This window comes from Streptomyces sp. NPDC041784, assembly GCF_055591025.1.
Window position 1 is genome coordinate 118,804 of sequence record NZ_JBVJAB010000007.1, and the last position, 13,988, is coordinate 132,791.

At 72.8% G+C, this 13,988-nt stretch carries 10 protein-coding genes and 1 pseudogene; 5 read left to right on the forward strand and 6 right to left on the reverse strand.

Features of this window, described 5'->3' with window-relative positions:
- Positions 1–305: 305 nt before the first annotated feature.
- Positions 306–2,993: a pyruvate, phosphate dikinase gene (gene ppdK / locus ACZ6D7_RS17125; protein ID WP_469491060.1), complete on the reverse strand. Its 2,688-nt coding sequence runs from the start codon at positions 2,991–2,993 to the stop codon at positions 306–308.
- A 270-nt stretch (positions 2,994–3,263) separates the two neighbouring features.
- On the opposite strand from ppdK, the gene ACZ6D7_RS17130 reads away from it, so the two are divergent.
- Positions 3,264–4,979, forward strand: coding sequence for a sensor histidine kinase (locus ACZ6D7_RS17130; protein WP_469491061.1), 1,716 nt, complete (start codon positions 3,264–3,266; stop codon positions 4,977–4,979).
- A gap of 122 nt (positions 4,980–5,101) precedes the next feature.
- Here ACZ6D7_RS17130 and ACZ6D7_RS17135 read toward each other — a convergent pair whose 3' ends face one another.
- Entirely contained in the window at positions 5,102–5,767 is a 666-nt protein-coding gene (locus tag ACZ6D7_RS17135; protein WP_469491063.1) for a CBS domain-containing protein, read from the reverse strand.
- Between the two features lie 229 nt (positions 5,768–5,996).
- Positions 5,997–6,725 (reverse strand): CBS domain-containing protein, encoded by a 729-nt coding sequence (locus tag ACZ6D7_RS17140; protein WP_469491066.1) that lies wholly within the window; start codon positions 6,723–6,725, stop codon positions 5,997–5,999.
- A gap of 204 nt (positions 6,726–6,929) precedes the next feature.
- Here ACZ6D7_RS17140 and ACZ6D7_RS17145 point away from each other — a divergent pair.
- The 4 genes and pseudogenes from ACZ6D7_RS17145 to ACZ6D7_RS17160 all read left to right on the forward strand — a co-directional run.
- Positions 6,930–7,073 (forward strand): annotated as a pseudogene (locus tag ACZ6D7_RS17145) (universal stress protein); the annotation flags it as partial.
- 82 nt (positions 7,074–7,155) lie between these two features.
- Complete coding sequence (locus ACZ6D7_RS17150) at positions 7,156–7,914, forward strand: HAD family hydrolase (RefSeq protein ID WP_469491068.1); 759 nt, start codon at positions 7,156–7,158, stop codon at positions 7,912–7,914.
- Complete coding sequence (locus tag ACZ6D7_RS17155) at positions 7,911–10,280, forward strand: glycoside hydrolase family 65 protein (protein WP_469491071.1); 2,370 nt, start codon at positions 7,911–7,913, stop codon at positions 10,278–10,280. The genes ACZ6D7_RS17150 and ACZ6D7_RS17155 overlap by 4 nt, the downstream gene beginning before the upstream one ends.
- A 105-nt stretch (positions 10,281–10,385) precedes the next feature.
- Positions 10,386–11,345 carry a universal stress protein gene (locus ACZ6D7_RS17160; protein ID WP_469491073.1) on the forward strand — a complete coding sequence of 320 codons (960 nt, stop codon included), beginning with the start codon at positions 10,386–10,388 and terminating at the stop codon, positions 11,343–11,345.
- Positions 11,346–11,445: 100 nt separating this feature from the next.
- On the opposite strand, the gene ACZ6D7_RS17165 is transcribed toward ACZ6D7_RS17160, so the two are convergent.
- The 3 genes from ACZ6D7_RS17165 to ACZ6D7_RS17175 all read right to left on the reverse strand — a co-directional run bounded on the left by ACZ6D7_RS17165 (position 11,446) and on the right by ACZ6D7_RS17175 (position 13,945).
- Positions 11,446–12,288, reverse strand: a complete 843-nt coding sequence (locus ACZ6D7_RS17165; RefSeq protein WP_469491075.1) for a universal stress protein — start codon at positions 12,286–12,288, stop codon at positions 11,446–11,448.
- A 234-nt stretch (positions 12,289–12,522) separates the two neighbouring features.
- Positions 12,523–13,185 carry a DUF4389 domain-containing protein gene (locus tag ACZ6D7_RS17170; RefSeq protein ID WP_469491077.1) on the reverse strand — a complete coding sequence of 221 codons (663 nt, stop codon included), beginning with the start codon at positions 13,183–13,185 and terminating at the stop codon, positions 12,523–12,525.
- Positions 13,186–13,522: 337 nt separating this feature from the next.
- Positions 13,523–13,945, reverse strand: a complete 423-nt coding sequence (locus tag ACZ6D7_RS17175) for a pyridoxamine 5'-phosphate oxidase family protein (protein WP_469491079.1) — start codon at positions 13,943–13,945, stop codon at positions 13,523–13,525.
- Positions 13,946–13,988: the final 43 nt, after the last annotated feature.

The following is a 13,988-nucleotide window of genomic DNA, read 5'->3' on the forward strand; positions in this document are numbered from 1 at the left end:
TGGGGGTCCCTCCCGCGCGAGCGCAGCCGAGCGTGGGGGAGTTGGCAACCGACGACAACGCGGCAGATGTGCGTGCCAGGGCCCGCGACCCCGGCAAGATCCACAAGACACCCCCTGGGGGCGGCCCGGGGCCGAGGGTGCCTGATCGCGGCGCACCCCGGCACACTTCACGGGTATGGGCGGAGCGACACCGCGGGGGATCGGTGCCGCTCCTGGGTCAAGAGTCCTACGGATCGTCACGCCGTTCCAGTGCCGAAGGTCCTCGGTCGGGAGCCGATCGTCCCTGCCGGGCCGGAGCGGGCCGGTCAGCGGCTGTCGCTGCCCTCCGTCGCCGACAGGGCGGCCCGGCCGGCCTCCAGCCGGGCCACCGGGACACGGAACGGGGAGCAGGAGACGTAGTCCAGGCCCGCCGCGTGGAAGAAGTGCACGGACTCCGGGTCGCCGCCGTGTTCGCCGCAGACGCCGATCTTCAGGCCGGGGCGCGCGGCGCGTCCCTCGTCGACCGCGATCCGGACCAGTCGGCCCACTCCGTCGGTGTCGATCGTCTCGAAGGGGGAGACGGCGAAGACGCCCTTGTCGAGGTAGGCGGAGAAGAACGCGGCCTCGACGTCGTCGCGGGAGAAGCCCCAGGTGGTCTGCGTCAGGTCGTTGGTGCCGAAGGAGAAGAACTCCGCCTCCTCGGCGATCAGGCCCGCGGTGAGCGCGGCCCGGGGCAGCTCGATCATGGTGCCGACGGGACAGCGGACGGGGACGCCCGTGTCGGCGCCGACCTCGGCGAGCACCCGCTCCACCTCCTCGCGGGCGAGCCGGAGTTCCTCGACCGCGCCGACCAGCGGCACCATGATCTCCGCCTCGGGGGATCCCCCGGCCCGCGTGCGCTCGACGACCGCCTCGGCGATCGCCCGGACCTGCATGGCGACCAGGCCCGGAACCACCAGTCCCAGGCGCACGCCCCGCAGGCCGAGCATCGGGTTCTCCTCGTGCATGCGGTTCACCGCGTCGAGCAACTCGACGTCGTGCGGGTCCGGTCGTTCTCCACGGGCCTCGGCCGAGGCGATCCGTACGGCGAGTTCGGTGTGGTCGGGCAGGAACTCGTGCAGCGGCGGGTCCAGCAGGCGGATGGTCACGGGCAGGCCGTCCATCGCCGCCAGGATGCCGACGAAGTCCCGCCGCTGGAGCGGGAGAAGAGCCGCCAGCGCCCGGTCGCGCTCGGCGTCGGTACGGGCCAGGATCATCCGCTCGACCAGCCGGCGCCGCTCCCCGAGGAACATGTGCTCGGTCCGGCACAGACCGATGCCCTGAGCGCCGAACCGGCGGGCACGGGCCGCGTCCTCGGGGGTGTCGGCGTTCGCCCTGACCTCCAGCCGCCGGACGGAGTCCGCCTGTTCGAGGGCGCGGGCCACGGCGGCCACGACAGCGCCGGACTGCTCGCCGGTCTCCAGGTAGCGCATCGCCGCGGAGGCCACCAGCGGGACCTCACCCGCGTACACGGCGCCGGCCGAGCCGTCCACGGAGATGACCGTGCCCTCCTCGACCACGGTGCCGTCGGCGGTGGTGAACCGCCGGGCCCCGGTGTTCACGGCGAGTTCCTCGGCGCCGCACACGCACACCTTGCCCATGCCGCGGGCGACGACGGCCGCGTGGCTCGTCTTGCCGCCCCGGCTGGTCAGCACGGCCTCGGCGGCGACCATGCCGGGCAGGTCGTCCGGGGTGGTCTCCTGGCGCACGAGCACCACCTTCTCGCCGGCCGCGGCACGCCGTACGGCCTCGGCGGAGTCGAAGACCGCCGCGCCGACCGCGGCGCCCGGGGAGGCCGGCAGGCCGTGGGCGAGCGCCGGGCCGGTGGCGGTGGTGTCGAAACGCGGGAACATCAGCCGGGCGAGGCCGTCACCACTGACCCGGGCCAGCGCTTCCTCCGGCGTGATCTGTCCCTCCTCCACCAGCTCGGCGGCGATGGCGAACGCCGCCCCGGCGGTGCGCTTGCCGACCCGGGTCTGGAGCATCCACAGCGTGCCGCGCTCGATGGTGAACTCGATGTCGCACAGGTCGCGGTAGTGCCGTTCCAGGACGCCCATGTGGTCGCGCAGCCGCTGGTAGGAACGCGGGTCCAGCCGCTCCAGGTCGATGAGGGGCACGGTGTTGCGGATACCGGCGACGACGTCCTCGCCCTGGGCGTTGGCGAGGTAGTCGCCGTACAGGCCGGGCCGCCCGGTGGCCGGGTCACGGGTGAAGGCGACGCCGCTGCCGGAGTCGGCGCCGAGGTTGCCGTACACCATCCGCTGGACGGTGACCGCCGTGCCCAGGTCGTCGGGGATGTGCTCGCGCCTGCGGTAGACGCGGGCGCGCTCGCCGTTCCAGGAGCGGAAGACCGCGAGGATCGCCAGGCGCAGCTGCTCGGCGGGGGACTGGGGGAAGTCCTGTCCCGTCTCGTCGCGGATCAGCCGCTTGTACGTCTCGACGAGCCGGGCGAGGTCGTTCGCGTCGAGGTGGAGGTCGTCGGGGGCTTCGCGGGTCTCCTTGAGCAGGGTCATGGCCCCGTCGAACAGGGCCGCGTCGACGCCCATGACCGTACTGCCGAACATCTGGACGAGCCGGCGATAGGAGTCCCAGGCGAAGCGGTCGCTGCCGGACACCTTGGCCAGGCCCTGGACGGAGTCGTCGCCGAGGCCGATGTCCAGGACGGTCTCCATCATGCCGGGCATCGAGAACCGGGCCCCGGACCGGACGGACACGAGCAGCGGATCGTCCCGCTGCCCCAGCAGGCGCCCGGCGGACTCCTCCAGGGCGGACAGGTGCCGGGAGACCTCCTCCAGCATGCCCTCCGGTTCCGCGCCGGTCGCCAGGAAGGCCCGGCAGGCCTCGGTGGTCAGGGTGAAGCCCGGCGGGACGGGCAGGCCCAGCCGGGTCATCTCGGCCAGGTTCGCGCCCTTGCCGCCGAGCAGGTCGGCCATGTCACGGCCGCCCTCAGCGAAGTCGTACACGTAACGGACCATGACGCCGGTCTCCTCGGTTCTCCTCGGTCGGTCTGCGGACTCGGTACACCTCCAGCGTCGGATGAGCGGGGTGGCGGGGCCAGGTGCTGTCCGTCCTGCCCGGTGGGCCGATCGGCCCAGGTCCAGGGCCTGCACGGCCAGCGGGCGGCACGGCGGCGGAGCCCGCCCGACCCGGCTGGTTCCGCTTACGCCCCGGCCCGTCGGCCGTTACCGTGGCACCTGACCGGACCAGTGGGTGTCCGCTCGACGAGGGACCTGGAGGAATCGCAGGTGGGAAGCCCCGAGGAGGCCCGTGTACGGCTGCCTCAGCTCAGGCTGGACGAACTGCTGGAAGAGCTCCAGGCGCGGCTGGACGCCGCGCGAGGGACCCGGGACCGGGTGCACAGCCTGCTGGAGGCGGTGCTCTCGGTCGGCCGCGAGCTGGACCTGGAACAGGCCCTGCACAGCATCGTAGAAGCGGCGGCGGCGCTCGTCGACGCGGAGTACGCCGCGCTCGGCGTGATCGGCCCCGACGGCAAGCGGCTGTCGGCCTTCCACACCGTCGGTGTCACCGAGGAGCAGATCGCCGCCATCGGCCCCTACCCGGAGGGCCACGGCATCCTCGGGGAGCTGATCCGTCACCCCGAGCCCCTGCGGCTCGCGAAGATCTCCGATCACCCGGCCTCGTACGGCTTCCCGCCCCATCACCCGCCGATGAACACCTTCCTCGGCGTCCCGATCCGGGTACGCGATCAGGTCTTCGGCAATCTGTACCTGACGGAGAAGCGCGGCGGCGGCCAGTTCGACGAGGAGGACATCTCCGTCACGCTGACCCTGGCCGTCGCGGCCGGCGTCGCCATCGACAACGCGCGGCTGTACGCCGAGTCCCGGCTGCGCGAGCGCTGGCTGCAGGCGAACGCCGAGATCACCCACAGCCTGATGTCCGGCAGCGAGCGTGCCGAGGCCCTCGGGCTGATCGCCGACCGGGCCCGGGAGATCACGGGCGCGGCGCTGGCCGTGGTCGCCATGCCGATGGAGGAGACCGGCTCGCTCACCGTGGAGCTGGCCCTCGGGCAGGAGGCGGAGGCGCTCCGGGGGCTGGTCCTGCCCATCGAGGGCAGCCTGATCGGCGAGGCGTTCTCCACCGCGACCGCGGTCGTCAGCACGGACGTCACCCATGACGACCGGGTGGCGGGAGCGCCGGGCCTCGCCGGGCTCGGCCCGGCGGTCGCCGTCCCGGTGGGCACGGGGGAGAGCGGTGCCCGCGGTGTCGTCCTGCTGGTCAGGGAGGCCGGGCAGGCACGGTTCGCCGCCAAGGAGATCGAGCCGCTGCAGGCTTTCGCGGGGCAGGCCGCGATCGCGATGGAGCTGGCGGATCGTCGGCTCGACGCCGAGCGGATCGCCGTGCTCACGGACCGCGACCGCATCGCCCGTGACCTGCACGACCTGGCGATCCAGCGGCTTTTCGCCACCGGCATGACGTTGCAGAGCGCGGGCCGCTTCATCGAGCACCCGGAAGCCTCCGAGCGCGTGGTGCGGGCGGTCGACGACCTCGACGAGACGATCAAGATCATCCGGTCGACGATCTTCGCGCTGCGCGCCCGTGAGGGAGGCGCCGGGACCGGACTGCGGGCCCGCGCCATGCGGGTCGTCGGCGAGGCCGCGCCGGTCCTGGGCTTCGCCCCCAGCGTGCGGATGGAGGGCCTGCTGGACACCGACGTGCCCAAGGAGGCCGCCGATCACGTGGTGGCGGTCCTCTCCGAGGCCCTGACCAACATCGCCCGCCACGCCCGCGCCGGCCGGGCCGAGGTCGCCCTCACGACCGACGGGCGCGAGGTGCGGCTGTCGGTCACGGACGACGGTGTGGGCATCCCGCCCGACGGCCGCCGCAGCGGACTGCGCAACATGGCGGAACGGGCCGAGCAACTGGGCGGCGCGCTGGAACTGGCGGAACGTTCCGGCGGTGGCACCTCGCTGGTGTGGGCGGTACCGGTGAAGGACGGGTAGCCGGCGGGCGCCTCTCGCGAGCTGCGGCCGTGTCGCGCGCCGCCGGTGCATCACCGGTCACCGGCCGCGCGCACCGCCGCCGCCGCGTGGCGGCGCGGGTCCGGACCACGTCCTCCCGTCCCTCACAGCGGGTCGCTCCGCGCCGAGGCGGTGGTGAGGCGGCAGCGGACGTCGACCACTCCCTCGACTGCCCGCGCCAGACGTTCGGCCACGGGTGCCAGGTGCGGGCCGTCCACCCAGCCCGTGAGGGTCACGACGCCCTCGGCGACCTCCACCCGGATGTGGTCGGCGGACAGCGGGAACAGACGGTCGACGACCTCGTGGCGCACCTCCTCGGTGAGGTCCTCGTCGTTGCGCAGGAACACCTTGAGCAGGTCCGAGCGGCTGACGACTCCTTCGAGCACGCCCTCGCCGTCGATGACCGGCAGCCGCTTCACGCTCCGCCGGGCCATGATGCGTGCGGCCTCGGCCAGGGTGGTGGTGCCGTGCACGGTGATCGCCGGGCTGCTCATCAGCTCCTCGGCGCTCACCCCGCCGGCCTTGGCCAGGTCGGACAGCCTCCGCCGCTGGGTGAACCGGTCCGGATCGCGGTCCCGGAACTCCTCCTTGGGCAGCAGATCCGCCTCCGAGACGACCCCGATCACCCGCCCCTCGCCCTCGACCACGGGCAGGGCGCTGACCTTCCATCGCTCCAAGAGCTGGACGATGTCCTTGAACGGCGCGTCGCGGCCGACGGCGACGACGGCGCGTGTCATCACGTCGCGCACGACGTGCGGGCTGCCGTACATGGTCTCCTCCTCGAAAGGGAGGACGGGAAGGACGCCGGCCGCTTCTCGCGGATCCTGAAGGCGCGGCGCACGACGTCGTGTCGTCGGCCGTATCTCCGCGTCCTCTTCGGGTCCTCCCGCCACCTCCACCCCACCATGAAGGACCGCCCGGCCACCAGGGCCGATCGGCCCTGATCAGGTCCGCAGGGCCCAACGGGCCCGCGCGCACGGACTGTTGCGGACCTCCGGTTCAGAGCTTGCGCAGCCAGTCGTCGGCGACGCCCTGCATCCCCTGTTCGGCGGGCTGCAGACGCTTGTCGTCGATCCGGTAGGAGAGGTGGTCGACGACGTCCACGACACCGTCCAGCCGGCGCGTCATGCCCACGGCGACGGCAATCTCGCTGCGCCGTTCCAGTTGGCCGGTGAGCGTGACCACGCCGTCCTCGACGGCCGCTTCGACGGTGTGCGGGGCCAGCCAGAGCGTGTTGAGGAACACCTCCTGCCGCACCTCCCGCCGGATCTCGTCGTCGGTGCGCAGGAAGACCTGGAGCAGGTCTCGGCGGGTGACGATGCCGATCAGCCGGTTCTCCTCGTCCACCACGGGAAGCCGTTCGACGCGATGGCCTGCCATGAGCCGGGCGGCCTCGGTGACCGTGGCGTCGGCGCGCACGGTGACGGCGGGCGTGGACATCACTCCGCCGGCCGTCCGCGCGCGGCTCTTGGCGGCGGCACGTCGGGCGCCGCCGCCGAACAGACGCAGGCGGCGCGTCCAGCCGCGGGCGCCACGTGGCTCGCGGGCCTGGCGCAGCATGAGGTCGGTCTCGGAGACCACACCGATGACCTTGTCGTCGTCGTCGACCACCGGGAGCCCGCTGATGCCGTGCTCTTCGAGCCGGCGCACCACCTCCTTGAACGGTGTGCCGCACCGCACGGTGACGACGTCGTCGACCATGAGAGCGCCTGTCCTGATGGGCTTCATGACTGAGCCCCTCTCCTGTGGTGATCGCGAACTCCCCTTCCGGGGACTCGCCTTGCCTTCAGCCTCCGCCGACCCACGGACGCGCCACAGGGGCCGAGCGGGCCCAGGGGCGGACCGAGGGGCCCACGGCGCAAGCCCACGACCGGTACGACGCTGGAGTCGTGCCCCCTGAGCGCCGAGGATCCCGCGCTCGCGGAGGAACCGGTGCACCGCTCGTCCGCAGCCGACCTGGTGGTCGTGGGGGCCGGGCGCCGGCGCGGTCGCCTCGGGCTTCAGCTCGGGCGGGTGAGCCACGCCCTGCTCCACCATGCGGACTGTCCGGTGGCGGTCGGGCCGCAGGCGGTGTGAACGTTGTACGTGCCGTCCGTGCAGGGAGATACGTGCCGCCCCGATGGTGGGAGTGACGTGCCGCCCGTGGAGGGAGTGAACGATGGCCGCTCGGTCGTACGACGCGCTCGCACCCGCGCTGCGGGACATCGAGGCGGTCGTGTGCGACACCGACGGGGTGATCACCGATTCGGCGCGCGTGCACGCGGCCGCCTGGAAGACCGCCTTCGACGCCTTCCTGGCCGCGCACCCGCCCGAGGACCCCGCGCAGCGGCGCCCCTTCGACACCGGCGACGACTACCTGCGGTACGTGGACGGCAGATCCCGCCTCGACGGCGCCGCCGCGTTCCTGGCGTCGCGCGGTCTCGACCCGACCGAGGCGTTCGTGCACACCGTGGCCGAGGACAAGGAGCGGCTGTTCACCCGGCGGCTGCGCGAACACGGCGTCGAAGCGTATCCGGGGACGGTACGGCTGGTGCGCGCGCTGCGTGCCGCCGAGGTGCCGGTGGCCGCGGCCTCCGCGTCACGGCACGCCCGTGAGCTGCTCACCGGAGCGGGCGTGCTCGACCTCTTCGACGCCCTGGTCGACGGCGGTGAGGCGGCTCGCCTGGGGCTCGCGGGCAAGCCGCGGCCCGACCTGTTCCTGGAAGCGGCCCGTCGGCTCGGCGTGCCCCCGGTCCGTGCCGCGGTCGTGGAGGACGCCCTGGCGGGCGTCGCGGCGGGCCGCAGCGGCGGCTTCGCCCTCGTCGTCGGCGTGGACCGGGCCGACGGTCCCGACACCCGGCGGCGACTTCTGCACCACGGCGCCGACATCGTCGTGACCGACCTCGCGGAGCTGCTCGCCGAGGGAGCACGACCGTGACGGGCCGGACCTGGGAGTACGACGGCTACGACCCGGCGGACGAGCGCCTGCGGGAGTCGCTGTGCACGCTGGGCAACGGCTACTTCGCCACCCGCGGGGCGTTGCCGGAGTGCGCGGCGGACGACGTGCACTACCCCGGCACCTACGTGGCCGGCGGTTACGACCGGCTCACCACGGAGGTCGCGGGGCGCCGGGTGGAGAACGAGGACATGGTCAACCTCCCCGACTGGCTGCCCCTGCGGTTCCGCTTCGCCGGCCGGCCGTGGCTCACCCCCGACACGGCCGAGGTGCTCGCCCACCGTCAGGTGCTGCACCTGGACTCGGGACTGCTGGAGCGCCGCACGCGGTACGCGGTCGGCGAGGGCCGGGTGCTCTCCGTACGCCAGCAGCGGCTCGTGCACATGGCCGACCCCCATCTGGCGGCGCTGCGCACCGAGTTCACGGCCGAGGGCTTCGCCGGAGACCTCGATGTCGAGGCGGCTCTCGACGGCGGGGTCACCAACGCCGGGGTACCGCGCTACCGGGATCTGGACGGCCGCCACCTGACGCACGTGCACACCGGTGCCGCCACGCCGGACACCGTGTGGCTGCGCTGCCGTACCCGCACCTCCGACATCCGCGTCGGCATGGCGGCCCGGCTGACCGCCGACGCGGATGTCACCGTCCGGCAGGCGGGGCCGCGTGTCGGTCAGCTGGTGCGGCTGGGTCTGCTGCCCGGCCGTACCGTCACCGTCGACAAGACCATCGCCCTGCACACCTCCCGCGACCCGGCGATCAGCGACCCGCTGGACGCCGCGATCGACCGCGTGGGTGCGGCACCCGCCTTCGACCAGCTGCTCGAATCACACCTGACGGCCTGGGACCAGCTGTGGCGGCGGGCCGAGCTGGACGTTCCCGGGGAGGCGGGCAGGATCCTTCGGCTCCACCTCTTCCACGTCCTGCAGACCCTCTCCCCGCACACGGCGGACCTCGACGTCGGAGTACCGGCCCGGGGACTGCACGGGGAGGCGTATCGCGGGCATGTCTTCTGGGACGAGCTGTTCGTGCTGCCGTACCTCAACCTGCACTTCCCGGAAGTGTCCCGCGCCCTGCTCCTCTACCGTCACCGCCGCCTCGACCAGGCCCGCGCCGCCGCCCGAGCGGCCGGCCGGCGCGGAGCGCTGTACCCCTGGCAGAGCGGCAGCGACGGACGCGAGGAGTCGCAGGAACTCCACCTCAACCCCCGCTCGGGACGCTGGCTGCCCGACCACTCCCGGCTCCAGCGGCACGTCGGCTCGGCCGTGGCGTACAACGTCTGGCAGTACTGCGAGGCCAGCGACGACGCCGAGTTCCTGCACACGAAGGGCGCCGAGATGCTGCTGCAGATCGCCCGCTTCTGGGCGGACTCGGCCCAGTGGGACGAAGGGCTGGGCCGGCACCGCATCCGGGGTGTGATGGGACCCGACGAGTACCACGACGCCTACCCCGGCGCGCCGGAACCCGGCCTCGACGACAACGCGTACACCAACGTCACCGCCGCCTGGGTGCTCACCCGGGCCCTGGAGGTGCTGCGCATCCTGCCCAAGCCCCGGCGGCGCGAACTCGCCGAGCGCACCGGCCTGGACGACGGCGAGCTCGAACAGTGGGAGGACGTCTCGCGTACCCTCCACGTGCCCTTCCACGACGGTGTCATCAGCCAGTTCGAGGGCTACGGCGACCTCGCCGAGCTGGACTGGGCGGGCTACCGCGAGCGGTACGGCGACATCCGGCGCCTGGACCGGATCCTGGAGGCGGAGGGCGACACCGTCAACCGCTACAAGGCGTCCAAACAGGCCGACGTCCTGATGCTCGGTTACCTCTTCTCACCGGCCGAACTCGCCGGCCTCTTCGACCGGTTGGGCCATCCCCTCGACGACGACACCTGGCAGCGCACCGTCGACCACTACCTGCACCGCACCAGTCACGGTTCCACCCTCAGCGGCCTGGTCCACGGCTGGGTCCTGGCCCGGGCCCGGCGGGCGGAGGCGTGGACGTACTGCCAGGAAGCCCTGCTCGGTGACGTGGCCGACCTGCAGGGCGGTACCACGGGCGAGGGCATCCACCTGGGCGCCATGGCCGGCACCCTCGACCTGGTCCAACGCGGACTGACCGGACTGGAGACCCGCGCCGGCCTGCTGTGGCTCGATCCCGTACCGCTGCCGGAACTGTCGGCCTACGGCTTCTCCCTTCACTACCAAGGGCATTGGGGTGTGCGGCTGCGCCTGGAGCACGGCCGGCTGGAGGTGACGGTGCCGCCGTCCGACCGCGCGCCGATCGACATCCGGCTGCCGGACCGTGCGGTCCGCGTGGAGCCGGGGGAGACGTGCCGCCTGTCGCTCGCGGACTGAGGGGCCGGACGGCCCCACGGCAGGACCTGCCGGCCCCTGCCGGCGCGGGGACTTCGGGACGACGCTGGTGCTGGATCAGAAACAGCCATTGCCGGAGGTGCCGCGATGCTTCTGCCCGTTGTCGCCGGAGTCGACGGATCCGCCGAGAGTCTGGCCGCCGCCGCGTGGGCGGCCCGCGAGGCCGCGCGGCGGGACCGGCCGCTGCGCCTGGTGCAGGCCTGGGACTGGCACCCCCGGCGGCACGAACGCGAGATCGAGGGTGCCGCTCAGCGGCATCTGGCCCGGCGTTCCCTGCGCCAGGCGGAGGAACGCGTCCGTGCCGAGTGCCCGGACGTCCGCCTCTCCGACGAGCTGATGGAGGGCCCGGCCGCCGCGGCCCTGCTGAAGGCGGCGGACCAGGCCGACCTGATGGTCCTGGGCTCGCGCGGACTGAGCGGCTTCACCGGATTCCTCGTGGGGTCCGTCGCGCTCGGTGTGGTCGCGAAGGCCACGCGACCGGTCGTCCTCGTCCGGGCCGGTGAGGAGGCGGCGGACGAACATGTGCCGGCGGACGACCACGTGCCGACTGACGAACACGTGTCGGCGGACGACGGCGATGCCTCGACGGACACCGCATACCGGGACGTGGTGCTGGCCGTCGACCTCACCGACGCCTGCGACGAGGTCATCGAGTTCGCCTTCGAGGCGGCCCGGCTCCGGCACGCCCGGCTGCGCGCCGTGTACGCCTGGCAGGGGCCCGGCGCGATCGGTCCTGGACCCGGGGCCATCGGTCTCGGACCCGGCGACAGCGCTGTGGTCGGCGACTCCTGGCGGGGCGAGGAGTGGCTGGGTTTCCTCAGGGCCGTGCTCCGGGTGTGGCGCGACAAGTACCCCGACGTGGAGGTCCTGGAGACGGTGGTGCGGGACAAGCCCACGACCGCGCTCGTGCGGGCCTCGACCGGAGCGAGCCTTCTCGTCGTGGGCCACCGCCTCGCCGAACGGCCGGTCGGCCCCCGCACCGGGCCGGTCACCCACGCCGCGATCCACCACGTCGGCTGCCCTGTCGCCGTCGTGCCCCATGTGTAGGTGCCCCGGACCGTGCTGAGCGGCGGGTTCATGCCGGGGTCGGGTTCATGTCGGGTTCATGCCGGGGTCGGCGCGGCCCGCCCGGTTCCGCGCCTCTGCCTCAACCGTGCGGTACGACGGCGACGGGGCACGGAGCGTGGTGCAGCACCGCGTGGGCGACGGGCCCGAGTTTCCACGTCAGGTGGGACGGATGACGGCGGCGTCCCACCACGGTGAGCCGACTGTGCGTGGCGGCGGACAGCAGCGCCTCGGCGGCCGGACCCGTGACGATCTGCTCCACGACGGGGACGTCCGGGAACATCTCGCGCCACAGCGCCAACGTGGTGGCGAGCTGTGCCCGTCTCTTCGGCTGCGGCGTGGAACGAGGCAGGGCTCGCACGACACGTACGCCGATGCCGTACGACTCGGCGGCGGCGAAACCCAGCTCCAGCAGCGCGTCGCTCGCCGGCCCCGGCTCCTGAACGCCGACGACCACCTCGTGGCGGTCCGCTACGGCCGGGTGTCCCCAGCCGACTTCGACGCAGGGATCGCCGGCTCTGACGGTGACCGCCGGGCATTGCGTGAGACCCAGCACGTGCAGGCTGATGGAACCGAGCAGGAAACTCGCCGCCGATCCGAGGCCACGGGACCCGAGCACCAGCAAGGCCGCGCTTTCACTGCGTTCGACGAGGCAGTGGGCGGCGGTGTCGGACACCAGTTCCGTGGTCAGCGTCAGATCGCCGTACCGGTGCAGCAGCTCGGCCTCCATACGCTGGACCAGGTCCCGCCCGTATTGCTGCTTGCTCCGGGCCTCCTGCGGGATCGGCACGTCGAGCGGTTGCGTGGTCCACGAGTGGAGCAGGACCAACGGCAACCGCCTTCGCGTGGCTTGTCCGGCGGCCCACCACGTGGCCGTCACGCTGCCGGGGGAGCCGTCGAGTCCGACCACGACGGGTCTGGTCATGGGGCACCTCCTGCGCTCGACGCGGCGGACGCCCTACGGCCGGCTGCCGCACGCCGTACCCTCCACTGCCTCGATCCTCTGCCTCAATCCTCGGAAGTCCCGGCAGCGGGGGACAGGGCCGGACGGTGCGCTCCGGGGGAGCCGATCGGCCCTCGTCGGAGGGCCCCCGCCCGGGGAGTGTGAGGGAGCGGGTCGGCTCCGCAGACGACGCCGACGACGTGCCGCGTGCGGTGATCACGGGGCCTTGCGCAGGATGTCCGCTTCGGTGCCGCCCATGTCGAGCCGGAACGGGGGATAGGCGTCCGTCATCAGAGCGGCGTAGGCGGCGACCCGCAGCACCCAGCGGTTCAGGCCCACGATCAGGTCGAAGATGTCTCGGGGGTATGTCTCGGTGAACGCCAGGATCACGGCGGCGATCACCGTCAGTACGGCCACCAGCCCGCCGTCCCAGCCGAGGTGCCAGCCGCCGAGGAAGAAGCCGATGACGATGTAGTGGGGGATGGCCAGCAGCCACCACTTCACGAGGACCAGGCCCCGAGAGAGACGTTCGGGGTAGGCGATGTCCAGCCGCGCCGGGTATCCGGGCTCCTCGCCCAGGCTGAACGGTGGGTAGCGGTCGGTGGCGAGGGCGCCGTACGAGTAGTAGGCGACCCGCCAGCTCCAGCGCAGCACGCCCAGGTTGAAGTCGAAGAGTGCGCGGGGGTAGCGCTCGGTGAACAGGATGGCGAAGAACGCGATCACGCTGACGACGAAGAAGGCGATCCACAGGAAGAACAGCACCACGTAGTGCGGGATCACGAGGATCCACTTCACCAGCCACAGCCAGCGGGACAGTGGTGCGTCGAGTCGTGCTGTGACCCGGACCGGGAAGCCGGGCACGGCCGCCGGGGACGTCATGGCGATCAACTCCTCTCGGTCGGCTCCTGCCGAGCGCGCGGGCGGTCGGCGCCGCCGTGGCGGAACCGGCCCCGCTCATGTGGCCGGTCCGGCGCGGCGAGAAGCTTCGGGCTCCGGTGCCACATGAATCCCGCCTCCCGATGCCGTACGGGCTCCTCCTTCCACTCTCCGCCCGGCGCGGCGCTGCCGCATGGGCTGATCGGCCCCTTGCGCACGGATCCGCCCGCCGGCAGCAGTGGCCTGCCCGCGACCGAGGCCGTACGGCCCGCTGCATACGGGCCGGTCAGGCCTCCCCCTGAGCAGCCCGGCAGCCCGGCGGGCCGGCGCGGGCTGCGCCTCACTGCGTGACGGGTGTTCCCCTGAGGTCGCGGCCGGTGACCAGATCGGACTCGATCCGTACGAAGACCCCGTCCTGTATGGGCATCCAGGAGCGCGGCCCGCTCTGCGACAGCCGCTCGTGCTCGGCGGGATCCGACACCACGGTGGCCCGGCCCGTGACGATGACACTCCAGCCCGACTGGGTGACCGGGTGGTACTCGTCCGCCTCGAAGGCGACCACGACGCCGTCGATGGCACGTACCAGGTCGGATCCGGGCGAGGTGTACAGCAGCACGGAGGTGTCGGAGTCGAGGGTGAAGTTCACCGGGAGGACGGCGGGCAGTGCCTGCCGGGTGTACACCACGCGGCCGACCGGTGCCTTGGCCAGCAGTCGTAGGCACTCCTGCCGGTCGAGTGCGCGAATGGCGTCGTTCTGGAACATCACTCCATCGTCCCCGTGACCGCCGCGAGGGGGTAGGGCCGGT